The 24,968-nt window shown below is 68.6% G+C and carries 26 protein-coding genes; 17 read left to right on the top strand and 9 right to left on the bottom strand.

The window, feature by feature from the left end; all coding sequences use genetic code 11:
- The first annotated feature begins 12 nt into the window (after positions 1 to 12).
- Positions 13 to 2,337, top strand: a complete 2,325-nt coding sequence (locus tag ACF8O7_RS08130) for a molybdopterin cofactor-binding domain-containing protein (RefSeq protein ID WP_392443033.1) — start codon at positions 13 to 15, stop codon at positions 2,335 to 2,337.
- On the opposite strand, the gene ACF8O7_RS08125 is transcribed toward ACF8O7_RS08130, so the two are convergent.
- The gene (locus ACF8O7_RS08125) at positions 2,334 to 3,302 is read right to left on the bottom strand and encodes a LysR family transcriptional regulator (protein WP_392443030.1); all 969 of its coding nucleotides are present in this window, start codon (positions 3,300 to 3,302) and stop codon (positions 2,334 to 2,336) included. The two genes, ACF8O7_RS08130 and ACF8O7_RS08125, sit on opposite strands and share 4 nt — an antisense overlap.
- Before the next feature lie 192 nt (positions 3,303 to 3,494).
- The gene (gene apbC / locus ACF8O7_RS08120) at positions 3,495 to 4,586 is read right to left on the bottom strand and encodes an iron-sulfur cluster carrier protein ApbC (RefSeq protein WP_012203771.1); all 1,092 of its coding nucleotides are present in this window, start codon (positions 4,584 to 4,586) and stop codon (positions 3,495 to 3,497) included.
- Positions 4,587 to 4,724: 138 nt separating this feature from the next.
- On the opposite strand from apbC, the gene ACF8O7_RS08115 reads away from it, so the two are divergent.
- The 4 genes from ACF8O7_RS08115 (at position 4,725) to ACF8O7_RS08100 (ending at position 9,083) form a co-directional block, all read left to right on the top strand.
- Positions 4,725 to 5,285 (top strand): restriction endonuclease, encoded by a 561-nt coding sequence (locus ACF8O7_RS08115; protein ID WP_016449037.1) that lies wholly within the window; start codon positions 4,725 to 4,727, stop codon positions 5,283 to 5,285.
- Between the two features lie 56 nt (positions 5,286 to 5,341).
- On the top strand, positions 5,342 to 6,580 hold the full coding sequence (locus ACF8O7_RS08110) for a patatin-like phospholipase family protein (protein ID WP_016449038.1): 1,239 nt from the start codon (positions 5,342 to 5,344) through the stop codon (positions 6,578 to 6,580).
- A gap of 139 nt (positions 6,581 to 6,719) precedes the next feature.
- The gene (metG, locus tag ACF8O7_RS08105; RefSeq protein WP_017404253.1) at positions 6,720 to 8,786 is read left to right on the top strand and encodes a methionine--tRNA ligase; all 2,067 of its coding nucleotides are present in this window, start codon (positions 6,720 to 6,722) and stop codon (positions 8,784 to 8,786) included.
- Between the two features lie 12 nt (positions 8,787 to 8,798).
- Positions 8,799 to 9,083 carry a hypothetical protein gene (locus tag ACF8O7_RS08100; RefSeq protein WP_126312550.1) on the top strand — a complete coding sequence of 95 codons (285 nt, stop codon included), beginning with the start codon at positions 8,799 to 8,801 and terminating at the stop codon, positions 9,081 to 9,083.
- Positions 9,084 to 9,085: 2 nt separating this feature from the next.
- Here ACF8O7_RS08100 and ACF8O7_RS08095 read toward each other — a convergent pair whose 3' ends face one another.
- Entirely contained in the window at positions 9,086 to 9,736 is a 651-nt protein-coding gene (locus tag ACF8O7_RS08095; RefSeq protein WP_016449041.1) for a YitT family protein, read from the bottom strand.
- A 173-nt stretch (positions 9,737 to 9,909) separates the two neighbouring features.
- A complete protein-coding gene (locus ACF8O7_RS08090; protein ID WP_392443026.1) occupies positions 9,910 to 10,407 on the bottom strand; it encodes an outer membrane protein assembly factor BamE in 498 nt (165 codons plus the stop codon).
- Positions 10,408 to 10,453: 46 nt separating this feature from the next.
- Between ACF8O7_RS08090 and ACF8O7_RS08085 the strand changes: the two genes are divergently transcribed.
- The 10 genes from ACF8O7_RS08085 (at position 10,454) to ACF8O7_RS08040 (ending at position 17,510) form a co-directional block, all read left to right on the top strand.
- A complete protein-coding gene (locus ACF8O7_RS08085; protein ID WP_016449043.1) occupies positions 10,454 to 10,657 on the top strand; it encodes a DUF3460 family protein in 204 nt (67 codons plus the stop codon).
- Between the two features lie 75 nt (positions 10,658 to 10,732).
- Complete coding sequence (locus tag ACF8O7_RS08080; RefSeq protein ID WP_026062089.1) at positions 10,733 to 11,599, top strand: segregation/condensation protein A; 867 nt, start codon at positions 10,733 to 10,735, stop codon at positions 11,597 to 11,599.
- Positions 11,600 to 11,658: 59 nt separating this feature from the next.
- Entirely contained in the window at positions 11,659 to 12,297 is a 639-nt protein-coding gene (gene queE / locus ACF8O7_RS08075) for a 7-carboxy-7-deazaguanine synthase (protein ID WP_016449045.1), read from the top strand.
- A gap of 8 nt (positions 12,298 to 12,305) precedes the next feature.
- Positions 12,306 to 12,671: a 6-carboxytetrahydropterin synthase gene (locus tag ACF8O7_RS08070; protein WP_016449046.1), complete on the top strand. Its 366-nt coding sequence runs from the start codon at positions 12,306 to 12,308 to the stop codon at positions 12,669 to 12,671.
- 151 nt (positions 12,672 to 12,822) lie between these two features.
- A complete protein-coding gene (panD, locus tag ACF8O7_RS08065) occupies positions 12,823 to 13,203 on the top strand; it encodes an aspartate 1-decarboxylase (protein ID WP_016449047.1) in 381 nt (126 codons plus the stop codon).
- Positions 13,204 to 13,230: 27 nt separating this feature from the next.
- Positions 13,231 to 14,553 carry an adenosylmethionine--8-amino-7-oxononanoate transaminase gene (gene bioA, locus ACF8O7_RS08060; RefSeq protein ID WP_016449048.1) on the top strand — a complete coding sequence of 441 codons (1,323 nt, stop codon included), beginning with the start codon at positions 13,231 to 13,233 and terminating at the stop codon, positions 14,551 to 14,553.
- Complete coding sequence (gene bioD / locus ACF8O7_RS08055; RefSeq protein WP_046984872.1) at positions 14,550 to 15,251, top strand: dethiobiotin synthase; 702 nt, start codon at positions 14,550 to 14,552, stop codon at positions 15,249 to 15,251. Before bioA ends, bioD begins: the two co-directional genes overlap by 4 nt.
- On the top strand, positions 15,248 to 16,465 hold the full coding sequence (gene bioF, locus ACF8O7_RS08050; RefSeq protein WP_043824586.1) for an 8-amino-7-oxononanoate synthase: 1,218 nt from the start codon (positions 15,248 to 15,250) through the stop codon (positions 16,463 to 16,465). Before bioD ends, bioF begins: the two co-directional genes overlap by 4 nt.
- A 31-nt stretch (positions 16,466 to 16,496) precedes the next feature.
- Positions 16,497 to 16,856 carry a 5-carboxymethyl-2-hydroxymuconate Delta-isomerase gene (locus tag ACF8O7_RS08045; RefSeq protein ID WP_012203756.1) on the top strand — a complete coding sequence of 120 codons (360 nt, stop codon included), beginning with the start codon at positions 16,497 to 16,499 and terminating at the stop codon, positions 16,854 to 16,856.
- 15 nt (positions 16,857 to 16,871) lie between these two features.
- Positions 16,872 to 17,510: a tRNA-uridine aminocarboxypropyltransferase gene (locus ACF8O7_RS08040; RefSeq protein WP_016449051.1), complete on the top strand. Its 639-nt coding sequence runs from the start codon at positions 16,872 to 16,874 to the stop codon at positions 17,508 to 17,510.
- A 48-nt stretch (positions 17,511 to 17,558) separates the two neighbouring features.
- Here the strand turns inward: ACF8O7_RS08040 and ACF8O7_RS08035 are convergent, their stop codons facing one another.
- The 5 genes from ACF8O7_RS08035 to ACF8O7_RS08015 all read right to left on the bottom strand — a co-directional run bounded on the left by ACF8O7_RS08035 (position 17,559) and on the right by ACF8O7_RS08015 (position 21,939).
- Positions 17,559 to 18,542 carry a tripartite tricarboxylate transporter substrate binding protein gene (locus tag ACF8O7_RS08035; protein ID WP_126312553.1) on the bottom strand — a complete coding sequence of 328 codons (984 nt, stop codon included), beginning with the start codon at positions 18,540 to 18,542 and terminating at the stop codon, positions 17,559 to 17,561.
- Between the two features lie 138 nt (positions 18,543 to 18,680).
- Entirely contained in the window at positions 18,681 to 19,316 is a 636-nt protein-coding gene (locus ACF8O7_RS08030) for an aminotransferase class IV (protein WP_017404243.1), read from the bottom strand.
- Positions 19,317 to 19,330: 14 nt separating this feature from the next.
- Positions 19,331 to 20,488 carry an aminodeoxychorismate synthase component I gene (gene pabB / locus ACF8O7_RS08025; protein ID WP_160853971.1) on the bottom strand — a complete coding sequence of 386 codons (1,158 nt, stop codon included), beginning with the start codon at positions 20,486 to 20,488 and terminating at the stop codon, positions 19,331 to 19,333.
- 189 nt (positions 20,489 to 20,677) lie between these two features.
- A complete protein-coding gene (locus ACF8O7_RS08020; RefSeq protein WP_016449055.1) occupies positions 20,678 to 20,989 on the bottom strand; it encodes a DUF4148 domain-containing protein in 312 nt (103 codons plus the stop codon).
- Positions 20,990 to 21,210: 221 nt separating this feature from the next.
- The gene (locus tag ACF8O7_RS08015; RefSeq protein ID WP_016449056.1) at positions 21,211 to 21,939 is read right to left on the bottom strand and encodes a Crp/Fnr family transcriptional regulator; all 729 of its coding nucleotides are present in this window, start codon (positions 21,937 to 21,939) and stop codon (positions 21,211 to 21,213) included.
- A gap of 165 nt (positions 21,940 to 22,104) precedes the next feature.
- Here ACF8O7_RS08015 and ACF8O7_RS08010 point away from each other — a divergent pair, with 165 nt between their 5' ends.
- Entirely contained in the window at positions 22,105 to 23,334 is a 1,230-nt protein-coding gene (locus ACF8O7_RS08010) for an ATP-binding cassette domain-containing protein (RefSeq protein ID WP_392443020.1), read from the top strand.
- Positions 23,335 to 23,337: 3 nt separating this feature from the next.
- Positions 23,338 to 24,900, top strand: a complete 1,563-nt coding sequence (locus ACF8O7_RS08005; RefSeq protein ID WP_392443017.1) for a hypothetical protein — start codon at positions 23,338 to 23,340, stop codon at positions 24,898 to 24,900.
- Positions 24,901 to 24,968: the final 68 nt, after the last annotated feature.

Raw genomic sequence — 24,968 nt, 5'->3', positions numbered from 1 at the left:
GAACACCGCCCCATGAACCTGCCCCAGCCCCAAGCCCTGCACGCACAGCTGCTCACGCGCGCCGACACCCTGCTCGTGGTGCGCCAGCCCGTGGCGCCGCCGCGCCCTGCGCCCGGCCAGCCCGGCACGGCCTCCGACTATGTGCAATCCACGCCCGAGGTCTTCGTGGCCGTGCTGGCCGACGAAGCCGCGCCCCAGGGTTGGCGCGCCCTGGCCTTCAACGGCCATGTGGACCTGGGCACGGGCATACGCACGGCCCTGGCGCAGATCGTGGCGGAAGAACTCGAAGTGCCTCTGGAGCGCCTGGACATGGTGCTGGGCCACACGGCCGCCGCACCCAACCAGGGCCCGACCATTGCCAGCGCCAGCATCCAGATCTCGGCCGTGCCGCTGCGCCGCGCCGCCGCCCAGGCGCGCGAGCAGTTGCTGGCGCTGGCCGCGCAGCAATGGAGCGTGGCGGCGGACCGGCTCCAGGCGCGCGAAGGTGCGGTGCGCTTTGCCGATGGCAGTGATGCCCGCGAACTCGGCTATGGCGATCTGCTGCGCGGCCAGCAACTGCAGCTGACGCTGGCCCCGCCCGATCAGGAGGTGAAGCTCAAGCCCGCCAGCGAATACCGGCTCGTCGGCCGTGGCGCGGCGCGCGTGGACATCCCCGCCAAGGCCACGGGCGAGCTGAGCTTTGTCCATGATGTGCGCGTGCCCGGCATGCGCCATGGCCGCGTCATCCGCCCTCCGCACCCGGGCCGCGACGGCGGCAGCTTCATCGGCCGCTGCCTGGTGGCCGTGGAGCGCGACTCCGTGGCCCACCTGCCCGGCAACGTGCAGGTGGTCACCGAGGGCGACTTCGTCGGCGTGGTCGCCGACCGCGAGGAACAGGCCATTGCCGCCATGCGCGCGCTGCGCGTGCAATGGCAGGCCGTGCCGCCAGCGCCTGACTTATCCGATCTGGCTGCGGCGATACGCGCCAATCCCGCCCAGCACCGCTCGCTGGTGGACCAGGGCACTGTGGACGATGCCTTCGCGGGCGTCGGCACGGGTGCGGCCACCGAACTGCGCCGCAGCTACGTCTGGCCCTACCAGATGCATGCCTCCATCGGCCCGTCCTGCGCCGTGGCCGATTTCAGCGGGGGCCGTCTCAAGCTCTGGGCCGGCACGCAGAACCCCCACATGCTGCGCACCGACCTGGACCGCCTGCTGCAACTGGGCGAGGACCGCATCGAGATCGTGCGCCTGGAGGCGGCCGGCTGCTACGGCCGCAACTGCGCCGACGATGTCTGCGCCGACGCCGCCCTGCTGTCCATGGCCGTGGGTGCGCCCGTGCGCGTACAGCTCACGCGCGAGCAGGAACACCAGTGGGAGCCCAAGGGCACGGCCCAGCTCATGGACGTGAGCGCGGCCATCGATGCCCGGGGCGAACTGCTGGCCTATGACTTTGCCGTGCGCTACCCCTCCAACGACGCGCCGCTGCTGGCCCTGCTGCTCACGGGCCGCATCCCGGGCGAGCCGCGCACGCTGGAGATGGGCGACCGCACCGCCGTGCCGCCCTACCGCTATGCCAGCCAGCGCATCACCTGCCATGACATGGCGCCCATCGTGCGCTCGTCCTGGCTGCGCGGCGTCTCGGCCCTGCCCAATTCCTTTGCCCACGATTGCATGATCGACGAGCTGGCCCATGCGGCCGGTGCCGACCCCGTGGACTACCGTGTTCGCCACCTCGATGACCCGCGCGCCGTCGAGCTGATCGAGGCCACGGCCCGCCACGCAGGCTGGCAGCAAAACCAGCCGGGAAGCCGGGGCCGCCCCGGCGCCGACGGCCTGCTGCACGGGCGCGGCGTGGCCTATGCGCGCTATATCCACAGCCGCTTTCCCGGCTTCGGTGCGGCGTGGGCCGCCTGGGTCATCGACATCGACGTGGACCCCGCCAGCGGCCGCATCGCCGTGCGGCGACTGGTCGTGGGCCAGGACACGGGAATGATGGTCAACCCCGACGGCGTGCGCCACCAGATCCACGGCAATGTCATCCAGACCCTGAGCCGCAGCCTGATGGAGAAGGTCGCCTTCAACGAGCAAGGCGTGGCCAGCCGCGAATGGGGCAGCTACCCCATCATCGGCTTCCGCGACCTGCCACCCATCGAAGTGGTGCTGATGCCGCGCCAGGACGAGCCCCCCATGGGCGCTGGCGAATCGGCCTCGGTCCCCGGCCCGGCCGCGCTGGCCAATGCGCTGTTCGACGCCACCGGCCGTCGTTTCTATGCCGCGCCGTTCACGCCCGACGTGGTGCGCGCCGCACTGAATGCCGCGCCGAACGCCACGCCAGAGACTGCACAACCCGCCTAGTCTTTCAGCGCCCCCGCATGCCGCAGGCACTGCGCACGCCAACCGGCGTCGTCCTGCAGTTGCAGCGCCGCCTGCAGCGCGCGCGTGGGCGCCACGCCCTGCTGGGCCATGAAGCCTATGGGCGTGACCAGCTCGGGCGAGCGCAGCGGCCGCGCCACCAGGCCCGGCATGTGGCGCACCGTGGCCACCATGGCGCCGGGCAGCACGGTGGTCATGCCATCCGTTCCTTGCGCCACGGCCATCACCAGGGTCAGCACGGAGTTGGTTTCCATGGCGGGCTGCACGGTCATGTCCACGGCGGCGAAGGCCTCGTCGATCACCGTGCGGTTGTGCATGTCGGGGGTGAGCAGGCACAGCGGCATGCCGGCCACTTCGCGCCAGGCGATGTCGGCGCCAAAGGCAAAGGGCCGGCCCTCGCCCTGCCCATCGCGACACTCGCAGCACTCGCGGCACAGCAGGTAGTAGTGCTCCTCGTACTGGGGCCAGGACTGCAGGCGCGGGCCGCGCGGCGGCATGCGCGCGCTGTAGCCCAGGGCCAGGTCCAGGGACAGGTCTTCGAGCCCGCTCTCGATCTCGGCCGAGCTCATGGACAGCACCACGGGCGTGATGCCCGGATGGTTCTCTCGCAGCAGGGCCGCAAAGCGCGTGAGCATGGGCATGGCCGTGGGCACGGCCGCCATGCGCAGCTGCCCCCGCAGCGCGCCGGCGGCGGCGCTCAGTTCCTGGCGCAGGCCTTCCTCGGCCCGCAGCATGGCCAGGGCCGTGGCCAGCACCTGATCGCCCTCGGGCGTGAAGCCCGCGAACGAGCGGCCCCGGCGCACGATGACCGTGCCGAACTCCTCCTCCAGCGCGCGCAGCGCATTGGACAGCGCCGGCTGGGTGATGTGGCATGCCAGCGCCGCGCGGCCGAAATGGCGGTGCTCGTTGAGCGCCGCCAGATACCGCATCGAGGTCAGCAGGTTCATGCGCAATAACCTGAGTCGATTACCATGCCACCGATTTCGGCACAAATCAGATCGACATGGACAGTGCGAGAAAAACTGGCGTAATCCAACCCAGGGACGCCGAGGAAGGGCCGCCCCGCCCCGAGGGCGTCGTCCCCCTCCCGCGCAGCGAGAGAGGGGGAAGCGGCGCAGCCGCTCAGGGGGCGCAGCATTTCAGGTTCCCTGGCTCACCGTGATGGTGGGGAACTTGCTCGTGAAATCGCGCGCCTTGAGCGCCACCTTCACGGCCAGGTCGCGCGCCACCTTCTTATAGATCTGCGCGGCCTCGCTGTCGGGCTCGGCCACCACGGTGGGCTTGCCGCTGTCGGCCTGCAGGCGGATCTGCAGCGACAGGGGCAGGGCGCCCAGGTAGTCGATGCCGTACTCGGCCGCCATCTGCTTGCCGCCCTCGGCGCCGAAGATGTGCTCCACATGGCCGCAGTTGGTGCAGACGTGGGCTGCCATGTTCTCGACCAGGCCCAGGATGGGCACGCCCACCTTCTCGAACATCTTCACGCCCTTCTTGGCGTCGATCAGGGCGATGTCCTGGGGCGTGGTGACGACCACGGCGCCCGTCATGGGCACGCGCTGGGCCAGCGTCAGCTGGATGTCGCCGGTGCCGGGCGGCATGTCCACCAGCAGGTAGTCCAGATCCTTCCAGTTGGTCTGGCGCAGCATCTGCTCCAGCGCCTGCGTGGCCATGGGGCCGCGCCAGATCATGGCCTGGTCGTTGTTGACCAGGAAGCCGATGGACATGACCTGCACGCCATGGCTTTCCATGGGCTCCATGGTCTTGCCGTCGGGGCTTTCGGGGCGGCCGGAGATGCCCATCATCATGGGCTGGCTGGGGCCGTAGATGTCGGCGTCCAGGATGCCCACGCGCGCGCCCTCGGCGGCCAGCGCCAGCGCCAGGTTGGCCGTGGTCGTGCTCTTGCCCACGCCGCCCTTGCCGGACGAGATGGCGATGATGTTCTTGACGCCCGGCAGCAACTGCACGCCGCGCTGCACCGCATGCGCGGCGACCTTGGACGTGATGTTGACCGAGACATTGCCCACGCCCTCGACGGTCTTGGCCGCCGCGACGAACTGGCCGCGCAGCGCCGGCACCAGGCTTTGCGCCGGATAGCCCATCTCCACGTCGAAGGCCACGTCGGCCCCCGTGACCTGCAGGTTGCGCAGGGCGCGGGTGCTCACATAGTCCTTGCCGGTGTGGGGGTCGAGCACGCTGGAGAGCGCGGCCAAGAGCGCTTGTTCTGTGACTGCCATTGCTTTGATTACTCCTAGAGCCGGATAGTCTATCCAAGGCCCCAAGCCCTCGCCCGCGCGAGACAATGCAGGCCCCGCTGGCTTTGTTCCCATTTCTCCCGCCTTTTTCCGCGAAAGATCCGCCCCGTGAAATTCAAGATGGCCCACAACTCCCTGTTCGCGATCCTGCTGCGCTCGCGCTGGTGGATCAGCATCGCGCTGGCCGCGCTGGTGACCCTGGTGTCCACGGCGCTGCTGCCCAAGGACATCGCGCCGTTCGCCGCCATCACCGCCCTGCCCTTCTTCGGCATAGGCTGCGTTGCCGCCTGGCGCCAGCTGCGCGCGCCCAGCCCCGCCAAGGTGGAGCAGGCCCTGGAGATCGCCGCCCAGCAAAGCTGGCGCGAGTTCGCCGATCGGCTCGATCGCGCCTGGCAGGCCGAGGGCTACACCGTCACCCGCCTGTCCGACAAGGACGGCGCCGACTTCGTGCTGGAACGCGAAGGCCGCACCACCGTGGCCAGCGCCAGGCGCTGGAAGGCCGGCGTGCACGGCATGGAGCCGCTGCGCGCTCTGCTGGCCGCAGGCCAGGCGCGCGATGCGGCCACGGTCTGCTACCTGTCGCTGCAGCCGCCGGCCGAGAATGCAGCCGCCTGGGCCAAGCAGCAGGGCATCGCCCTGATCTCCGGCAAGGACCTGGGCTCCCTGCTGGCCAAGGCCTGATTCCTTCGGGGTCATCCCCTGATCTGATGACGGCCGGCGCGCGGCACACTCCAGGCATGCCCGATGCCGCGCCCTCACCCGACTCCAGCCTCCCTCCCCCCAGCACCGGACTGCTGCTCAGCGGCGGCGGCGCCCGCGCCGCCTACCAGGCCGGCGTGCTGGAGGCCATTGCCGAGATACGCCGCGCCTGCGGCCAGCAGCATGGCCCCAATCCCTTCCCCATCCTGGTCGGCACTTCTGCCGGCGCCATCAACGCGGCCGCCCTGGCCTGCGGCAGCGACCATTTCGACCGGGCCGTGCGCCGCATGTCGCGCATCTGGCGCAACCTGCGGCCCGAGGACATCTACCTGTCCGACTCGCTGAGCGTGCTGCGCAGCGGCGCGCGCTGGCTGACCCTGCTGTCCCTGGGCTGGGCCCTGGCGCGCTGGGGCCGCATGCGCCCGCGCTCGCTGCTGGACAACCAGCCGCTGGGCCGCCTGCTGTCGTGTGGCCTGGTTCCGCTGGAACGCCTGCCGCAATTGATCGCGGACGGCCACCTGCGTGCGCTGGCGGTCTCGGCCTCCAGCTACACCACCAGCGAGCATGTGACCTTCTGCCAGGCGCAGGACCAGCTCCAGCCCTGGGTGCGCAACCAGCGCAAGGCCGCCGCCGCCCAGATCACGCATGCGCACCTGCTGGCCTCCTCGGCCATCCCCTTCATCTTTCCGGCCACGCCGCTGCCGCTGGACGGCGCCACCGAATACTTCGGCGACGGCTCCATGCGCCAGACCGCGCCGCTGGCGCCCGCCATCCACCTGGGCGCAGAGCGCATCCTCGTCGTGGGCGCGGGCCGGCGCACCGAGCCGCCGGCCAGGCCGCCGCCAGAAGGCGCAAGCTACCCGTCGCTGGCCCACATCGCGGGCCACACGCTGTCGAGCATCTTCCTGGACGCCCTGTCCCTGGACGTGGAGCGCGCCGAGCGCATCAACCAGACCCTGGCCCTGATCCCGCCCGCCGACCGCGAACGCAGCCGGCTGCGCCCGCTGCAGCTGCTGGTCATCTCGCCCTCCGAGCGCATAGACGCCATCGCCGCGCGCCATGTGGGCCAGCTGCCGCTGCCCATGCGCACCCTGCTGGGTGCCCTGGGCGTGCGCCAGGACGCCAGCGACCCGCGCGGCGCCGCCCTGGCCAGCTACCTGCTGTTCGAGCGCAGCTTCACCCGCGAACTCATGGCCCTGGGCCGGCGCGACGCGCTGGCGCGGCGCAGCGATATCGAGCAGTTCATGGGCTGGCAGCGCCCGCTGGTCGCCAGCTGACGCCTGCAGCCAACAGGCCTGGCGCAGCGAAGGCCCGCAACAACTCCCCCGTATGTCGGCCTGCACGGAAAAGCCATCGCCGCCCCACAACCGCCCAGCCCTTCTAGAATGTCAGGTTCCCCCGAGAAAGCCGCCATCCATGACCGCACGCAAACTCTTCGTCACCACCGCCCTGCCGTACGCCAACGGCAACTTCCACATCGGCCACATCATGGAATACATCCAGGCCGACACCTGGGTGCGTGCGCAGCGAATGCAGGGCAACGCGGTCAACTTCGTGGGCGCCGATGACGCCCACGGCGCGCCCATCATGATTGCGGCCGAGAAGGCCGGCAAGACGCCCCAGCAGTTCGTGGCCGACATCGCCGCAGGCCGCAAGCAGTACCTGGACGGCTTCCACATCGCCTTCGACAACTGGCACAACACCGATGCGCCCGAGAACCACGCGCTGGCCCAGCAGATCTACAGGGACCTGAAGGCTGCCGGCTTCATCGAGACGCGCACCATCGAGCAGTTCTTCGACCCCGAGAAGAACATGTTCCTGCCCGACCGCTTCATCAAGGGCGAATGCCCGCGCTGCCACGCCAAGGACCAGTACGGCGACAACTGCGAGGTCTGCAGCGCCGTCTACGCGCCCACCGACCTGATCAACCCCTACTCGGCGCTGTCCGGCGCCAAGCCCGTGCTCAAGAGCTCGGAGCATTTCTTCTTCAAGCTGTCGGACCCGCGCTGCGTGGAATTCCTGACCGAATGGACCCAGGACGGCCAGCACGTGCAGCCCGAGGTGGCCAACAAGATCAAGGAATGGTTCAGCGTGCGCACCAACCCGGACGGCACGACCAGCGAGGGCCTGGGCGACTGGGACATCTCGCGCGACGCGCCCTACTTCGGCATCGAGATCCCCGATGCGCCGGGCAAGTACTTCTACGTCTGGCTGGACGCGCCCGTGGGCTACCTGGCCTCGCTCAAGAACCTGCTGGACCGCCGTGGCGAGGACTACGAGGCCTACATGGCCGACCCCGCGCTGGAGCAGTACCACTTCATCGGCAAGGACATCATCACCTTCCACACGCTGTTCTGGCCCGCCATGCTCAAGTTCAGCGGCCGCAAGACGCCCACCAAGATCTGCGTGCACGGCTTCATGACCGTGAACAACGGCGAGAAGATGAGCAAGAGCCGCGGCACCGGCCTGGACCCGCTCAAGTACCTGGGCCTGCAGATGAACCCCGAGTGGCTGCGCTACTACCTGGGCGCCAAGCTCAACGGCAAGAATGAAGACATCGACTTCAACCCCGATGACTTCATGGCCCGCGTCAACTCCGACCTGATCGGCAAGTACGTGAACATCGCCTCGCGCGCGGCCGGCTTCATCGCCAAGCGCTTCGACGGCAAGCTGGGCACGGTCAGCGAAGACGGCCAGGCCCTGCTGGCCCAGCTGCGCGGCCAGAGCGAGGCCGTTGTCCAGGCCTTCGAGAACCGCGACACGGCCCGCGCCGTGCGCGAGATCATGCAGCTGTGCGACCGCGTCAACGAATACGTGGACGCCAACAAGCCCTGGGAGCTGGCCAAGCAGGAAGGCATGGACGCCCGCCTGCAGGACGTGTGCACCACCTGCATCGAGGCCTTCCGCCTGCTGACCATCTACCTGAAGCCCATCCTGCCGGCCGTGGCCGAACAGGTGGAAGGCTTCCTGAACGTGGCGCCGCTGCAGTTCGCCGACGCACAGAACCTGCTGGGCGCCGGCCATGCCATCGGCCTGTACAAGCACCTGATGCAGCGCGTGGACGTCAAGCAGCTGGAGGCCCTGTTCGAGGCCCCCGAGCCCGTGGTCGAGAAGGTCCTGCCCGGCGGCGAGGAAATTGCCGAAACCATCAGCATCGACGACTTCGCCAAGGTGGACCTGCGCATCGCCAAGATCGTGGAATGCAAGCCCGTGGAAGGCTCGACCAAGCTGCTGCAGCTCACGCTGGACGTGGGCGAAGGCAAGACACGCAACGTGTTCTCCGGCATCTCCAGCATGTACCAGCCCGAGCAGCTGCAGGGCAAGCTCACCGTGATGGTGGCCAACCTGGCGCCGCGCAAGATGAAGTTCGGCATCTCCGAAGGCATGGTGCTGGCCGCCAGCCACGCCGATGAGAAAAGCAATCCCGGCATCTATGTGCTGGAGCCTTTCCCAGGCGCCACCCCCGGCATGCGTATCCACTGAAGCAAGCCATCCATGTCCCGCAAGCCCTCACGGTCCCCGGCCCTGGGGGCTTTTCTTTGCCTGTGCGCCGCGGCCCTGCTGTCCGGCTGCACCGTGGTGGCCGTGACGGCCACGGCGGTCAGCGTCACGGCCTCGGCCGTGGGGCTGGCCGCGGATGCGGCTGTGGGCACGGCAAAAATCGTCGGCAAGGGAGTGGGCAAGGCCGTCGATGCGATGAGCGATGACGGGACAACCGCAGACAACAGCGGCATCACGGTCCGCTACCGCACGCCCGATGGGCAGCCCCTGACGCCCTGAGGCTACTGCCCGGCGTAGCGCCCGGGCCGGTGGCTCACGGCCAGGAACACGCCCATGATCACGGCCGCCAGCACCGACCAGGCCACGCGCTCGAAGGGCACCACCCACAGCGCCAGCAGCACCACGCAGCAGTCGATGGCCATCTGCACCTTGCCGGCGCGGATGCCGTAGCGGTCCTGCAGGTAGAGCGAGGCGATGGTGGCGCCGCCCAGGCTGGAGCGGTGGCGCGCCAGGAACAGCAGGCCCGAGCCCATGAGCAGGCCGCCCGCAATGGCGGCAAAGGCCGGGTGCAGGTAGTCGATGTGGATGAGGCGCGGCCCCATTTCTGTGATCAGCGACAGCGCGCCCACGCAGATGAAGGTCTTGACCGTGAAGGTGCGGCCCACGCGCGTCCAGGCAAACCAGTAGAACGGGATATTGATCGCGAAGAAGATGAGGCCGAACGGCCAGCCCGTGGCGTAGTGCAGCACGAAGGCCAGGCCCGCCGTGCTGCCCGTCAAAAGCCCCGCCTGGGCGAACATCATCATGGCGATGCCCACGAACAGGGTTCCGGTGAAGAGGGCCTGGACATCCTCGAAGAGGCCATGGCGCAGCGAAGCGGTGGCCGAAACAGGCGCAGCGGGCGCGGCAGCGGGTAGGGAGGGCGTGGACATTGTCGGGGTGATGACAGATCTATCGTCGCAAAGGCCCCGGTTCGGGGCCTTCACCGTACCCATGGGGTGTCATAGGTACAAACCCGGATTCTAGAGACTGTTGCCCCGGCGCGCTGTGGCGTGCAGGGTACAGCGCGCCGCAGGGGCTTGCAGGAGCTTGCAAGGGCCTGTTGTCAGGCTCCGCCGTGCAGTTTCTCGCGGCCGGCGCTGCGCAGCACGCGGCCGTCGGGGCCGAAGGTCACGGTGAACTCCATGTCGCGCGTGGGGGGATCGATGTAGTTCCAGTCCCAGTCGGTTTCCTGCTTGAGCTGGTAGGTGGTGACCTTGGCAGGCTTGCCCAGCATGCGGCGCACCTGCTCCTCGCCCATGCCGGGGCGGATTTTCTCGAAGTTGTGCGGCGCCAGCACCTGGCGCAGCGCGCTCATGCGGCCATCGGTGCCGATGGTGATCATGTAGTTGCGGCTGCCGGCGGGCTGGCGGTTGTACTCGAAGGTGCGCGAGCCGTCGGGCTCGGTCCAGATGCGTTCGGGCTCGCCAAAGCGGGCGCGGACGTCGGCCTCGGTGGACAGGCCTTCTTCGAGTTCCTTGATGTTTTGGGGATCGCAGCCGGGCAGCCCAAGCATGCCCATCACGGCCACGGCAACGCCCAGAAGACGGGAGACTAGGTTCATCGGCGGTGTCCCGGTAAAATCACGCGATTCAAGAGGTTATCAGACTATGTCATTCTTTCGCCGCCCCGATTACCGTTCCGACGCCACGAACTTCATCAACGAGCTGAAGAAGCAAAAGCCCGAGCTGCCCAGCCAGCAGCTGGCCGGCCGCTCGCTGCTGTGGGACAAGGACGTGAACCACGAAGTCTGGGAAGACCTGCGCGCCGGCCGCGTGGACCAGAAGCCCTACGTCTACCAGACGAACTCCTGATTTCGGCTGCAATGACACATCAGCCTGTTTCGCTGTGGCACCGTGCGCATGCAGCTGATGCCTGCGCAGCAAGGCATGGCCGAGGCTGAGTCCGCACTGGCGCCTGCGGGCGCCGGCGCCGCATCCCCCGCTCCTGGCGACGATTCACCGGTCGTGATCGACCAGGTGGCTTTGGCGCGCCTGTACGGCGAGCCGCTGTTCGCCCTGCCGCAGGACCTGTACATCCCGCCCGATGCGCTGGAGGTCTTCCTCGAAGCCTTCGAAGGGCCGCTGGACCTGTTGCTGTACCTGATCCGCAAGCAGAACTTCAACATCCTCGACATTCCCATGCTGGACGTGACGCGCCAGTACATGCGCTATGTCGACGAAATCCGCAGCCGCAACCTCGAGCTGGCGGCCGAGTACCTGCTGATGGCGGCCATGCTCATCGAGATCAAGTCGCGCATGCTGCTGCCGCCCAAGAAGCAGGACGATGGCGAGGAAGCCGAGGACCCGCGCGCCGAACTGGTGCGCCGCCTGCTGGAGTACGAGCAGATCAAGCTGGCCGCCCAACAGCTGGGCCAGGTGCCGCACTACGGGCGCGACTTCCTCCGGGCCCAGGTCCATATCGAGCAGAACCTGCAGCCGCGTTTCCCCGATGTGGACGTGGCCGAGCTGCAATCGGCCTGGCGCGACATTCTCAAGCGTGCCAAGCTTGTGCAAAGCCACAAGATCACGCGCGAGGAACTCTCGGTGCGCGAGTACATGAGCCAGGTGCTCAAGGCCCTGCAGGGCCGGCGCTTTGTCGAGTTCGAGACCCTGTTCCAGCCAGAGAAGGGATCGACCGTGCTGGTCGTGACCTTCATCGCCCTGCTGGAGCTGGCCAAGGAAACGCTGATCGAGATCACCCAGGCCGAAGCCTTTGCGCCCATCTACGTGCGCCTGGCCTATACGCCCGTCTAGCGGGCACGGACACAGGCACGCGCACACCGACAGGCCGGCACCACCGGCCTCCATGCACCATGACTTACAGCGTCAAAGAAATCTTCTACACCCTGCAGGGCGAGGGCGGCCAGGCCGGCACGCCGGCCGTGTTCTGCCGCTTTGCAGGCTGCAACCTCTGGACCGGCCGCGAGCAGGACCGCGCCAGCGCCATCTGCCAGTTCTGCGACACCGACTTCGTGGGCACCGACGGCACGCTGGGCGGCAAGTTCGCCACGGCCGACGCCCTGGCAGAACGCATCCTGTCCCAGTGGCCGGCCGGCGACAGCCGGCACCGCATGGTGGTGCTGACCGGGGGGGAGCCCCTGCTGCAGGTGGACGAGCCCCTGATCGCGGCCCTGCATGCGCGCGGCTTTCGCATTTCCGTGGAAAGCAATGGCACCGTGGCCGCGCCCGAGGGCATCGACTGGCTGTGCATCAGCCCCAAGGCGGGCGCCGACTGGGTGCAGCGCAGCGGCCAGGAGCTCAAGCTGGTCTGGCCGCAGCCCGGCTTCGATCTGCAGGCCATCGAGGCCGGCACCCGTTTCGACCACTATTTCCTGCAGCCCATGGACAACGTCCTGCAGGCCGACAACACGGCCGCCTGCATAGCGCAATGCCTGCAGCACCCGGCCTGGCGCCTGAGCCTGCAGACCCACAAGCTCACCGGCATCCGCTGATTTTTGCCATGCAGTTCACCGTTCACCAGCGCTTTTTCTTCGACGCCGCCCACACGCTGGAGCGCGCCATCGAGACCGAGAGCAGCCGCCGCATCCACGGCCACACCTACTACGCCGAAGTCAGCGTCACCGGCCCGCGCAACCCGGACAACGGCATGGTGATCGACCTGGGCTACCTGCGCTCGCGCCTGAAGACCCTGGGCGACGCGCTGGACCACCGCTTTCTCGACGAAATCCCCGGCCTGGGCAAGCCCACGCTGGAAAACCTGTGCCTGTTCATTGCCGATTCCCTGGCCGACCTGCAGCCCGCTCCCAGCCGCATCCGCGTATGGCGCGACAGCATCGGCGATGGCTGCGTGCTGGATCTGGGCTGACCTCAAGCCAGGCCTGCCAGAGAGCCGCCCCCGAAGAGCAACTCCACGGCCATCATGGGTTTGGCGGTTCGCAGATAGACTTGGTGGCTTTTTTTTGCCAGTCCCCGCCACCGTCAAGATCGCGCCCAAGCGCCCCCTCGAGAGACAAAACATGTTCCGCACCCTGCTCAAATCCAAGATCCACCGCGTCAAGACCACGCAATGCGAGCTGCACTATGAAGGCTCCTGCGCGATCGACGAGGACCTGCTGGACGCCGCCAACATCGTCGAGAACGAGCAGGTGCACATCTGGAACATCGACAACGGCGAGCGCTTCGTCACCTATGCCATCAAGGGCCAGCGCGGCAGCGGCATGATCTCGGTCAACGGCTCGGCCGCGCGCCGTGCTGCCGTGGGTGATCTGCTGATCATTGCGTCCTTTGCCCAGGTGCATGAGACCGACGTGGCCGAGCACCGGCCCCAGCTGGTCTTCGTGGACGATGCCAACCGCCAGGTCGAGCTGCGCCACCACGTGCCCACGCAGCAGCTGTGAGCTGCGCTGCGGTGTGACAATCGCGCGATGACTCAATCGCTTGCCGCCCGCAGCCTTGCGGCTGTGTGGCACCCCTGCACCCAGATGAAGCGGCACGAGGCCGCGCCCCCCATCGCCATCGCGCGCGCCCAGGGGCCCTGGCTCCACGACACCGAAGGACGCCGCTACCTGGATGGCGTCAGTTCCTGGTGGGTCAACCTCTTCGGCCACAGCCATCCGCACATCCAGGCCGCGCTCACCGACCAGCTCGCCCGGCTGGACCATGTGATGCTGGCCGGCTTCACGCACGCGCCCGTGGTGGAGCTGTCCGAACGACTGGCCACGCTCACCGGCCTGGGCCATGCCTTCTACGGCAGCGACGGCGCATCGGCCACCGAGATCGCCCTCAAGATGAGCGCGCACTACTGGCGCAACCTGGGCCGCCCCGCCAAGAGCCGTTTTGCCGGCCTGGCCGGCGGCTACCACGGCGAAACCGTGGGCGCGCTGGCCGTGACCGATATTCCCATCTTCCGCGAAGCCTATGCCCCCCTGGTGCGCCTGGCCGACACCGTGCCCAGCCCCGATGCACGCGGCGCGCAAGGCGGCGAAAGCCCGGTCGATGTGGCACGGCGCGCCGCCGAAGGCCTGCGCCAGTGGCTGGAGCAGCACCACGAGACCACGGCCGCACTCATCGTCGAGCCGCTGGTGCAGTGCGCGGCCGGCATGGCCATGCACGACCCCGAATATCTGCGCCTGGCGCGCGCCCTGTGCGACCGCTACGAGGTGCACCTGGTGGTGGACGAGATCGCCGTGGGCTTCGGCCGCACGGGCAGCATGTTCGCCCACCAGCAGGCCGGCATACGGCCGGATTTCATCTGCCTGTCCAAGGGCCTGACGGGCGGCACGCTGGCCCTGTCGGCCGTGCTGACCACCGAGGCCGTCTACGCCGCCTTCTACGACGATTCCGTGGCGCGCGGCTTCCTGCACTCGCATTCGTACACCGGCAACCCGCTGGCCTGCCGTGCGGCCCTGGCCACGCTGGAGCTGTTCGAGCAGACCGATGCCATCAACGCCAACCTCGCGCTGGCGCAAACGCTGGACGGCGCCTTCGCCCCTTTGAACCAGCACGCCCGCGTGCGCCACGCACGGCGCCAGGGAATGATCTGGGCCTGGGATGTGCAGACCTCGCTGCCCGACTTCTCCCGTCGCTACAGCGCAGCCGCGCTGGAGCGCGGGCTGCTGCTGCGCCCTATCAGCAACACCCTCTACGCCATGCCTCCCTATTTGCTGGACGAAGAAGCCGTGCAGCACCTGGCGGCCAGCGCGCTGGCGGCCCTTGAAGACACCCTGGCCCAGGAGAACCATTCGTGAACGCCCACCGCACCATTGGCTGCTTTGTCACCGGCACCGACACGGGCGTGGGCAAGACCCTGGCCTCCTGCGGGCTGCTGCATGCGCTGGCCCGCCACCATGCCCGCGTGGTGGGCATGAAGGCCGTGGCCGCAGGCGCCGAGCCCGACGGCCAGGGCGGCTGGGCCAACGAGGACACGCTGGCGCTGCGCGCCGCCTCCACCCTGGCCGTGCCGCCCGAACTCGACAACCCCGTGCTGCTGCCCGATCCCATGTCGCCGCACATCGCCGCGCAGCGCGCGGGCCGCTCCATAGAGATCGCACACATCGTGGACAGCTACCGGCGCCTGGCCGAACAGGCCGACGCCGTGGTGGTGGAAGGCGCGGGCGGCTTTCTCGTGCCGCTGTCCGACCAGCTCTCGGGCGCCGACCTGGCCTGCGCGCTGGACCTGCCCGTGGTCATGGTCGTGGGCCTGCGGCTGGGCTGCCTGAACCACGCTGCCCTCACGGCCGAGGCCATCCGCGCACGCGGCCTGCGCCTGGCCGGCTGGATTGCCAGCCGCGTGGACCCCGCCATGCTGGTGCCCGAGGAAAACATGGCCTGGCTGCGCCAGCACCTGGACCGGCAACTGCAGGCGCCGCTGCTGGCCGACATCCCCTTCCAGCAGCACCCCGACCCGCGCGCCACCACCTACACCCTGCCGGAGCAATGGCAATGAGCGGCTCCTGGCTGGACGACATCCCCGCGCGCATCGCCGAGCTCGACGCGGCCCACCTGCGCCGCCGCCGCCGCGCCACGGCGCCGCTGCAGGGCGCTGCCAGCGGCGCCCACATGGAGGTGGACGGCCACCCCATGCTGGCCTTTTGCAGCAACGACTACCTGGGCCTGGCCGGCCACCCCACCCTGGTGCGCGCCGCCTGCGCGGGCGCCCAGGCCTTTGGCGTGGGCTCGGGCGGCTCGCCCCTGGTCAGCGGCCACAGCACGGCCAACGCCGCGCTGGAGGAACAGCTGGCGCACTTCGTGCAGCTGCCGCGCGCGCTCTACTTCTATGCGGGCTACGCCACCAATGCCGGCATCGTGCCGGCCCTGGTAGGTGCTGGCGATGCCCTGTTCTCCGATGCGCTCAACCACGCCTGCCTGATCGACGGCGCACGCCTGTCGCGCGCCCAGGTCCACCGCTATGCCCATGCCGACCTGGGCGACCTGGCCGCGCAACTGGCCGCCAGCACGGCCCGGCGCAAGCTGGTCATCAGCGATGCCGTGTTCAGCATGGATGGCAACGTGGCCGACATCCGCGGCCTGCTGGCGCTGTGCGAGCAGTACGACGCGCTGCTGCTGCTCGACGACGCGCATGGCTTCGGCGTGCTCGGCCCACAAGGCCGGGGCAGCCTGGCCGAGGCGGGACTGACGGGCGCAAATGCCTCGCCGCGCGTGCTCTACATGGCCACGCTGGGCAAGGCCGCTGGCGTGGCCGGCGCCTTTGTCGCGGGCAGCGACATGCTGGTCGAGTGGCTGCTGCAAAAGACGCGCAGCTACATCTTCGCCACGGCCGCGCCGCCCATGCTGGCCAGCGCTCTGCAGGCCAGCGTGGCCCTGATCGAGGCCGAGGACGAGCGCCGCGAGGCCCTGGCCGAACGCATTGCCGAGCTGCGCGCCGGCCTCACGCCGCTGCTGGCGCGCACGGGCTGGCAGTTGCTGCCTTCGCGCACCGCCGTGCAGGCCCTGGTCATAGGCTCCAACGCCACGGCCCTGGCCGTGATGGAAGGCCTGCGCGAGCGCGGCCTGTGGGTGCCCGCCATCCGCCCGCCCACCGTGCCCGAAGGCACGGCGCGGCTGCGCATCGCGCTGTCGGCCTCCCACACGCGCATCGACGTGCAGCTGCTGCTGACGGCGCTGGACGAGGTCTCGCGCCTGGCCCCACCCCTGCCCTGAATCCCTCTTCACCACCGGAACGGAGACATCCATGCCCCATCTCTACGTCGAATACACCGACAACCTCGCCGGCCTGCCCGGCCAGCAACTGCTGACCGAACTCAACGCCTTCGTCTGCGGCCACCCCAGCATCCTGGACGAGGCCGACGTCAAGGCCCGCCTGCTGCCGGTCAGCCAGTTCGAGATCGGCTCGGCACCGGCCAACCGCGGCTTCGTCCACGTGCAGCTGCGCCTGCTGGCGGGCCGTACCGACACGGCCAAGAAGGAACTGTCCGAAGGCATTGCCGCGGTGCTGCGCCGCCTCACGCCCCAGCCGGCCGGCATGATGGTCCAGCTCAGCGTGGAAATCGCCGACATGGACAAGCCCAGCTACTACAAGGGTCGCCTGTAAGGCAGGCGCCGGGCCTTGTCCGCCGTGAGCACCCGCGCACGCTGCGCGCAATGCCTGCGCCCTGAGCGCACCTGCCTGTGCCCCCTGGTGCAGCCGGTGCCGCATGCGGTGCAGCTGCTGGTGCTCCAGCATCCCGAGGAAGAACTGCAGGCCAAGGGCACGGGCCGGCTGCTGCACCTGTGCCTGCCCGCCAGCCGCCTGGCGGTGGGCGAGGCCTTCGAGCCAGCGCAGTTGCAGGCACTGCTGCACGCGCCCTGGCAGTCGGGCGACGCCCCGCGACAGGCCGTACTGCTCTATCCGGAAACACCGCACGGCGACCAGCTGGGCCTGGCCAGGCAAGCGCCCTGGCCGCAGCCCGCGCCATGCCCCGAGGACCTGCGCCTGGTGGTGCTGGACGCCACCTGGCGCAAGAGCCGCAAGATGCTCTACCTCAACCCCGGCCTGCAGGCCCTGCCCCGCCTGGCACTGCAGGGCGACCTGCCCGCCTCGCGCTACGGCGCCCTGCGCAAGGCCCATGCGCCGGGCCAGCTGTCCACGCTGGAGGCAGCGGCCTGCGCGCTGCAACGGCTGGCGCCTGCCGGCCCGTCTCTGCAGCCGCTGCGCGATGCGCTCGAGGGGCTGCTGGCCCTGCATGCCCGGCACAGGCCCGAATGAAAAAACGCCTCGGGGAACGAGGCGTTTTTCATGGCAGCCGGCCGTGCTTCAGTTTTCCGGCGTGATCCTGGCGAACTTGACCAGTTCGGCGTACTTGCCCATGTCGGTACGGATGATCTGGGCCAGGTTTTCGTCGCCCGTGGGGGCAATGATGCCCGCCCCTTCCAGGCGCGCGCGCATCGCCGGATCGGCCAGGCCCGCCTTCAAGGCCTTCTGCAGACTGGCCACCACATCGGCAGGCAGGTCCTTGGGACCCGCCAGCCCGAACCAGCCGCTCAGCGCGTAGCCCTTGAGCGCTGCGTTCTCGCCCAGTGCGGGCACGTCCTTCATCATGGCGATGCGGTGGGCCGTGGTCACGCCCAGGGCCTTGATCTTGCCGCTCTGGATGAACGGAGCCGCCACCGAGGGAGAGACGATGGCGAAATCCAGGTTGCCGCCCGCCAGGTCGCTGGTCATCGCGGCCGAGCCCTTGTAGGGCACATGGACGATGTCCACCCCGGCCATCTTCTTGATCAGCTCGCCCGAGAAATGCGGCGTGGACCCGATGCCCGGGCTGCCGTAGCTGTACTTGCCGGGATGGGCCTTGGCCAGGGCGATGAACTCGTCAAGGGTCCTGGCCGGCATCTTGGTGCCGGCCACCCACAGGTTGGGCAGCACGCCGGTCAGCGCGATGCCGGTCAGGTCCGTGGCCGGGTCGTACTTCTGCGCGGCGTTGACGAACTTCGTGCCCGCCAATTCGTTGCTGGAGCCTGCGAGCAGGGTATAGCCGTCGGCCTTGGCACCGACCACGCGCTGCGCGGCCACCACGCCGGCGGCACCGGGCACGTTGTCGACCACGACGGTCGCATTGAGGTGCTTGGCCAGGATGTCACCCACCACGCGCCCCACCAGGTCGACCGAGCCGCCTGCCGCGTAGCCGACGACGACGCGAATGGGCTTGTTGGGATAGGTGGTCTGGGCGCACAGCGGGCCCGCCGCCAGGACAGCCGCGGCGCTGATCAGCGCGCGGCGGGAAATATGGAATTCATGCATGGATCGATCTCAGGGGAGGCAGGCATCAGCCAACAATCAAAATGATATTGCTCAACAATATTCACCGATTGTCTGACATTGCCTTGTGGAATCCATCCCTGAAAACCATGAGTTCCGCCCGTGGCCCTGGCCTGCAATTCAGCGCAGGACCGCCGGCAGCCAGCCGCGCAGGCTGTTGACGAAGGCCCAGCCCTGCACGCGTGGCAGGTCGTCCAGCCGCACCGGGTGCTCCACCACGCGGCCCTCGTCCAGCGCCACCGCGCGGCCCACGCCGGGCAGCAGGCCGCTGGACAGCGGCGGGGTCACCCAGCGGCCCGCCAGCAGCACGGCGATGTTGCCGCGCGTGCCCTCGGTGATCTCGCCGTCCTCGTTGTGGAGCACGGTGTCGAACACCGAGGCATCGGTGGGCTGCAGGCTGTCGTAGTGCGCGCGGCGCGAGGTCTTGAAACGCACCCAGTCGCCACGCGCCACCGCATTGGCGATGGGCCGGTCGGCCAGCGCCAGCCGAACAGGCGTGGCCGAAGGCGGCAGCGGCGCCGCCTGGGTCTGTATCCGCCCCGTGGCATCCAGCGCCAGGCGCACGCGCCAGTGGCCGCTGGCGTGCGCCTGGCGCAGTTGCTGCAATGCCTGCTCCAGCACGGCATCCGTGCAGGGCCGGCCGAAATGCCGCGCCGCGTCCTGCATGCGCGTCACATGGCGCTGCAGGTGGATGAAACCGCCATCCCGCAGGGCCAGGGTTTCCAGAATGTCGAAATCGAAGTCCGTATCCGCCATGGCTGCACGCCCTTTCACACCTTGTCCAGAAAAGCCCTCTTGTGGCGCCATTCCTGCCATTCGGCAGGCGCCTCGGCGCCCGAGGTGATGCCGCTGCCGATGCCGCAGCGCAGTTCCGTGCCACGCGCCACCACCGTGCGTATGGGCACATTGAAGGTGGCGTGCACGCGCCCCGCGGTGGTGCCGGGCCGCACCACGCCCACGGCCCCGCAGTAGACGCCGCGCGGACCCGATTCCAGCTCGTGGATGAGCCGCATGGCCTGGCGCTTGGGCGCGCCCGTGATGGAGCCGCAGGGAAACAGCGCCGCAAACACGTCCGCCAGGCCGGTGCCGGGCCGCGTGCGCGCCTGCACGTCGGACGTCATCTGCCACACGGTGGGCAGGGGTTCGGCATGGAACAGGCGCGGCACCTGGACGCTGAAAGGCTCGGCAATGCGCGAGACATCGTTGCGCAGCAGGTCCACGATCATCACGTTCTCGGCCCGCTCCTTGGGCGAGGAACGCATGGCCTGGACATTCGCCTCGTCCTGTGCAGGCGTGGCGCCACGGGGCGCCGTGCCCTTCATGGGGCGCGTGAGGATGCGCTCGCCATCCCAGTCGAAGAACAGCTCGGGCGAGACGGACAGCACCTGCTCGTCGCCGCTGTCCATGCAGGCCACGTAGCCGCCGGGCTGGGCACGTCGCAGCGCGGCGAACAGCGATGGGATGTCGCCCAGCAGCCGGCCCATGAACTGGGCCGTGTAATTGATCTGATAGCAGTCACCGGCAGCAATCGCCTCGTGGATGCGCGCAATGGCGGCATCGAAATCGGCGCGCTCCAGGCCGGGCTGCCATTGCACCTGAGATTGCACCTGAGGGCCGGTCTCGACCGCGTCCGCGTCTTCAGGCCAGGGCCGGGGGCCGTCGAAGACGGCAAACCAGGCCAGCGGCTCGCCTGGCGGCGTGGCATGCAGGGCGCCGGCGTAGGCCGCGTCAAACGCCGCCGCCGCCTCGTAGCGCACCCAGCCCAGGCACCACAGACCGGCCTGGGCGGCCTGCTGCACGGCGTCAAGCACACCGCGCACCTGCTCGGGCGCATGGGCTGCCAGGCTGCGCAGCGGCGGCCCGAAGCCATGGCGCAGCCGGGCGGCCGAGCCGTCATGGGGGTTGGGAAAATCGATCAGAAACTTCACAAAACGGCCGTCAACGCATGCTGTACTTGCATCAGCAGCTTCGCTATCGATAGCAGCCACTGACACGGGGCCGCCCAGTGTAGAGCGAGGGAAACAAAAAAGCGCCCCGAAGGGCGCCAAACCAAGCGTCCCGAAAGGACGCTTTCCACCAACAGGCCCGGCACCATGCCGGACCCATATCCATTCACATCACTTCTGGGTGACGGTGTGCTGGCCTTCCAGGCGGGCCACGGCCTCGCGGTAGGCAGGGCCGCTGCGCAGTTGCTGGTAGCGGGCCAGGCCGCGCTGGTATTCGGCCGAGTTGTAGCCGATTTCGCGGTCAGCCGAGGGCGAGGGCAGGTAGGTCATGCCTGCCTGGTGCCACATCTCGAGGTCGGCCAGCACTTCGGCGCGGCTCAGGCCTGCGGTGGCGGAGGACGAGGGGGAAACGGCTTCTTGGGCCATTGCAGTGCCGGCGAGGCCCAGGGTCAGGGCGGCCAGTGCAGCGGAGAGGGTACGCATGTCAGATCCTTTCAAAAGGCCGCTCGGCATTCATTTCCTCACGGCATGGACGTACTATGCGGCGCTGCAGCATTCTTCGTCTGTGCGTTTTCTCACGTGTTTTCGCATCCGGGCTGGCCAACGTGCCGCCTTTTCCCCCGTGTTCCCCTCGACAGAAGGCGAATTCACGCGTTCCTGAAACAGTGTTTTTCGCGGCTTGAAACAGCCGCGGCAGACAAGGCTCAGCGCGCTTCCTCGAGCAGCACGCGCAGGCCTTCGACATGGCAGATGCGCAGGTTGCGGCCTTCGCGCCGCAGCAGGCCCAGGCGCACCAGGCGCGACATCTCGCGCGCCACTTCCTCGCGGCTGGAGCCCAGCATCAGGGCCAGATCGGTCTGCCGGGGCGCGGGGGCGAGCAGGGCCTGCCCCTGCTCCTCCCCGGCCAGTTCGGCGCGCTCCAGCAGCAGGGCATGCAGTCGGCTGCGCACGCTGAGGGTTCCCAGATTGACCATGCGCCGCGCCAGCGTCACGGCCAGGCTGCTGAGCCGCACGATGAAGGCGCGCAGCACCAGGGGCTCGCTCATCAGCAGTGCTTCCACATCCTCGGGCGCGAGCGAGGCCACCAGGCTGGGTTCTCCCGCCTCGACGACCAGTGGTATGCCCCCGCATTCGTTTTGCTGCTGCTGCATCTGGCCGCCGACGAACATGCCTGTGGCAATTTCACCGAGCGTCAGCCCGCGTCCGTTCGCGGCATAGCTGCTGACGCGCAGGCTGCCGTGGACGAGCATGTACATGCGCTGGTCGGCATAGGCGCCCTCCAGCCTCTGGTGCGTGGCCAGTTGCTGCCAGCGGCATTGCGCCGCCAGTTCGGCCAGGCGCTCGTCGGACAGGCTTTGCAGCACATGGACCTGGCGCAGGCCCTGCCAGGCCACGGCGGGAAGAAGCGGAGATGTCTGTAAGGAACCGGACATGGTGCAACACCGTTGAAGCGCATCCGCAGGGCCTGTACGGTCCCTGTCGTCCGTCGCGGGAAGTACAGCATAGCGGGATCGCATAGACTCGTTGCGCGCCGGGAATCGCACTGTCCGGCTCCCCGGATGGCCGCACCGCGCAGCACAGAAAAAAGGGAGGGCTTCATGGAAGCGAGCATCGAATCGGCACGACCACCCGCGCGCCCGCAGGCCACCGTGGCGGCCTGGGCGCAATCCGTGGAACAGGCGATCGCCAGCCAGCAATGGCATGGCGCGTGGCGTGCACTCATAGACGCCGCCCTGCCGGCCGAAACCGCCGTGCAGCAGAGCCTGCTGACTGCGCTGGACGCCTGGGATGGCCTCGCTGCCGATTCCGGCGCAGAGCCCCGCCGCGCGCTGGTGCAGCAGGCCTTCGACGCCCTGCATGCCGCCCATGCCCCGGGCCAGGCGCTGCAGGCCGATTCCGCACCTTCCCGTGCGCACCGTGCATACCGTGCGCACTGCATACTGGGACGGCAACTGGTCAAGCGCTACCGGCGCGGCGGCTTTGCGCTGGGGCCGGTGGATGTGGCCGTGGAGCCCGGCACCATCCTCGGACTGGTGGGCGAGAACGGCAACGGCAAGACCACCTTGCTGCGCCTGCTGGCCGCCGATCTGGCGCCCGACGCGGGGCAGCTGGACTGGGGCGTTCCCGCCGCCGATGCCTACCTGCTGCGCACCCAGCTCGCCTATATCCCCCAGCGCCCGGCCGTCTGGAGCGGGCGCCTGATGGACCATCTGCAATTCGCCGCGCGCAGCCATGGCGCCGTGGGCCCACGCAACATCTGCCTGGTACAGCTGGTCATCGCGCAGCTGGGGCTGCGCGCCTTCCGGGGCCACCAGTGGAAACAGCTGTCCTCGGGCTACAAGATGCGCTTCGAGCTGGCGCGCGCCCTGCTCTGCCGGCCGCGCGTGCTGCTGCTGGACGAGCCGCTGGCCAACCTGGACATCAACGCCCAGCAGACCCTGCTGACCGATCTGCAGTCGCTGGCGCGCTCGCCCTGGCAACCCATGGCCCTGGTGCTGAGTTCACAGCAGCTGTACGAGGTGGAAAAGGTAGCCGACCAGGTGCTGTTCCTGGAGCAAGGCCAGCCGCGCAGCGTCCAGCAGAGCTTTGCCGCCATGCAAGGCTGCGCCATCGAGTTCGAGACCGGCTGGGCCATGGCGCAACTGAAACCCTGGCTGGACCGGCTGCCATCCCATACGCACCAGCTCAGCGGCCAGACCCACATCGTGAGCTTTCACGTGCCCTTCACGGCAGCGCAGTTCCTGGCGCAGGCCGTGCAGGCACAGATGCCCGTGCGCTATTTCCGCGACATCACCGCATCCACCCGCCGCCTGTTCGTGAGGGACTGAGCCATGCCACGTTTTTCCGATATGACGAACCGCTGGGACCAATGGGTGCTGATGCGCTGCCCCCTGCTGTGGCAGTTGCGGCTGCACTGGTATCTGCCGCTGGCGCTGCTGTGGTGCGTGCTGGTGCTGGGCATCTGGATGCAATGGATGGCCGAACCCGCGCGCTGGATGGGCTCCCTGCCCGGCGTTGCGTCCACGGCACAGCAAACGCCCGAGCAATTGGCGCTGGACATCGGCTCCGTCGTGGCCTGCATCGTGGCGATCGGCCTGGCGCTGTGGTGGTTGCTGCGCGTGCGCATCCACAACCGCTGGCGCGAACACGCCCCCGTGGGCCGCTGGGGCCTGTGGTGGGAGTACCTGTGGGGAGCCTTGTTCCTATCGCTATTGTTCGCGCCTGCGATCGCCTTTTCGCCCATCTATGAAATGCGGATGCAGCGCCAATGGTCGGACACGGATGTCAGTGCACAGATCCAGACTGTCGAGCAAGTCGCAGCCCTGGAGGCGCTTGTCGCGCCACGCCAGGCGGCCATGCTCGTGGAATGGATACGTGTGCTGCGCGAGGAAGAGGTCGATCCGGCGAAGTACCCGGGCATCCAGGCCCTGGTCTGGTTGATGCGCGGAGACCAGGGCGCGATTGCCGCGACGCTGGAGCGCTACGGCCAGCCATTGCAGGCCAGAGGCTATGTGCGCCAGTCTGCCAGCTCCGCGCAGGACCAGGCGGAGCACCTGCTGGCCAGCTACCGCAGCGCGCTGCAATCCCCCCTGGCCCAGGAATGGCGCGCCTACCTGGCAGCGAACCCGCAACCAGAGACTGGCGAGAAGGTATCCAGAGCGCAGAACTCCAACTGCAAACCACCCCTGGGTCGCAGCAGGCCTTTGGATCTGGAGCCGGATCCGCGCAAATGCTTCGGTACCTATCTGGCCCAGAGCAACCGTGAGTGGCTCATGCTGCTGGAGAGGTTCGACAGCCGGTGGAGCCCGCTGCAGCATGTGCAATGGCAGCACCCGCGCTACGGCCTGGCCCTGCCGGCCTACCAGGAAAGCCATCTGCGGCGCGCTGACAGGTCCCGCGACGACGAATGGCCAAGGATGTCCCAGTTGCTTGCGGCCGCCAGCGTTGGCTTCTTCCTCGCCTTGGCCCTGGTGCTGGTGCGCCTGATGCCCGCCATGCAGCTGGTGGCCTGGGGCGCATGCCTGGTCCTGACCTTGCTTGGCAGCGTGCTGGCCGGGATGCTGGGAATCACCAACCTCTATGTGCTGGGGCTGTTTCCCGCCGCGCTGATATCGGTCGCCTGGCTGCGCATCCGTGTGCTCAAGCGCCCCTGGGCCGGCGCGGTGCTGCTGGCCCTGGGCATGTCGCTGGCCCTGATATGGCTCGCCGCCGCCTGGTCCAAGTGGTCCGCACTGCTGTTGCCCCAACCCGCCGGCAGCGCAGACCCTTGGACGGATACCCAGCACTGGCTGGACCTGCTGATGGGCGCGCCTGCCGTGGCAGCCAGCACGGCCACGCTCGTGGCCCTGCTGTCTCCGCTGTGGCGCCGATGGCGTGGCCTGCCCGAAAGGTGACGGAACAGCAAAGGACAGCTCAGGGACAGGTGCCCCCGGCGCGCATCGCATAGACTCGCGGCAATTCC

It is taken from the genome of Delftia sp. WSY_16 (genome assembly GCF_043104415.1).
GTDB lineage: Bacteria > Pseudomonadota > Gammaproteobacteria > Burkholderiales > Burkholderiaceae_C > Comamonas > Comamonas tsuruhatensis.
The sequence above is the reverse complement of the archived record's forward strand: the minus strand, read 5'-3'. Positions and strand labels throughout refer to the sequence as shown.

Excerpts from the sequence above, each read along its gene's own strand:
- ACF8O7_RS08130 (WP_392443033.1), top strand. The coding sequence starts at position 13 with ATGAACCTGCCCCAGCCCCAAGCCCTGCACGCACAGCTGCTCACGCGC.
- ACF8O7_RS08125 (WP_392443030.1), bottom strand. The coding sequence starts at position 3,302 with ATGAACCTGCTGACCTCGATGCGGTATCTGGCGGCGCTCAACGAGCAC.
- apbC (WP_012203771.1), bottom strand. The coding sequence starts at position 4,586 with ATGGCAGTCACAGAACAAGCGCTCTTGGCCGCGCTCTCCAGCGTGCTC.
- ACF8O7_RS08115 (WP_016449037.1), top strand. The coding sequence starts at position 4,725 with ATGGCCCACAACTCCCTGTTCGCGATCCTGCTGCGCTCGCGCTGGTGG.
- ACF8O7_RS08110 (WP_016449038.1), top strand. The coding sequence starts at position 5,342 with ATGCCCGATGCCGCGCCCTCACCCGACTCCAGCCTCCCTCCCCCCAGC.
- metG (WP_017404253.1), top strand. The coding sequence starts at position 6,720 with ATGACCGCACGCAAACTCTTCGTCACCACCGCCCTGCCGTACGCCAAC.
- ACF8O7_RS08100 (WP_126312550.1), top strand. The coding sequence starts at position 8,799 with ATGTCCCGCAAGCCCTCACGGTCCCCGGCCCTGGGGGCTTTTCTTTGC.
- ACF8O7_RS08095 (WP_016449041.1), bottom strand. The coding sequence starts at position 9,736 with ATGTCCACGCCCTCCCTACCCGCTGCCGCGCCCGCTGCGCCTGTTTCG.
- ACF8O7_RS08090 (WP_392443026.1), bottom strand. The coding sequence starts at position 10,407 with ATGAACCTAGTCTCCCGTCTTCTGGGCGTTGCCGTGGCCGTGATGGGC.
- ACF8O7_RS08085 (WP_016449043.1), top strand. The coding sequence starts at position 10,454 with ATGTCATTCTTTCGCCGCCCCGATTACCGTTCCGACGCCACGAACTTC.
- ACF8O7_RS08080 (WP_026062089.1), top strand. The coding sequence starts at position 10,733 with ATGGCCGAGGCTGAGTCCGCACTGGCGCCTGCGGGCGCCGGCGCCGCA.
- queE (WP_016449045.1), top strand. The coding sequence starts at position 11,659 with ATGACTTACAGCGTCAAAGAAATCTTCTACACCCTGCAGGGCGAGGGC.
- ACF8O7_RS08070 (WP_016449046.1), top strand. The coding sequence starts at position 12,306 with ATGCAGTTCACCGTTCACCAGCGCTTTTTCTTCGACGCCGCCCACACG.
- panD (WP_016449047.1), top strand. The coding sequence starts at position 12,823 with ATGTTCCGCACCCTGCTCAAATCCAAGATCCACCGCGTCAAGACCACG.
- bioA (WP_016449048.1), top strand. The coding sequence starts at position 13,231 with ATGACTCAATCGCTTGCCGCCCGCAGCCTTGCGGCTGTGTGGCACCCC.
- bioF (WP_043824586.1), top strand. The coding sequence starts at position 15,248 with ATGAGCGGCTCCTGGCTGGACGACATCCCCGCGCGCATCGCCGAGCTC.
- ACF8O7_RS08045 (WP_012203756.1), top strand. The coding sequence starts at position 16,497 with ATGCCCCATCTCTACGTCGAATACACCGACAACCTCGCCGGCCTGCCC.
- ACF8O7_RS08035 (WP_126312553.1), bottom strand. The coding sequence starts at position 18,542 with ATGCATGAATTCCATATTTCCCGCCGCGCGCTGATCAGCGCCGCGGCT.
- ACF8O7_RS08030 (WP_017404243.1), bottom strand. The coding sequence starts at position 19,316 with ATGGCGGATACGGACTTCGATTTCGACATTCTGGAAACCCTGGCCCTG.
- ACF8O7_RS08020 (WP_016449055.1), bottom strand. The coding sequence starts at position 20,989 with ATGCGTACCCTCTCCGCTGCACTGGCCGCCCTGACCCTGGGCCTCGCC.
- ACF8O7_RS08015 (WP_016449056.1), bottom strand. The coding sequence starts at position 21,939 with ATGTCCGGTTCCTTACAGACATCTCCGCTTCTTCCCGCCGTGGCCTGG.
- ACF8O7_RS08010 (WP_392443020.1), top strand. The coding sequence starts at position 22,105 with ATGGAAGCGAGCATCGAATCGGCACGACCACCCGCGCGCCCGCAGGCC.
- ACF8O7_RS08005 (WP_392443017.1), top strand. The coding sequence starts at position 23,338 with ATGCCACGTTTTTCCGATATGACGAACCGCTGGGACCAATGGGTGCTG.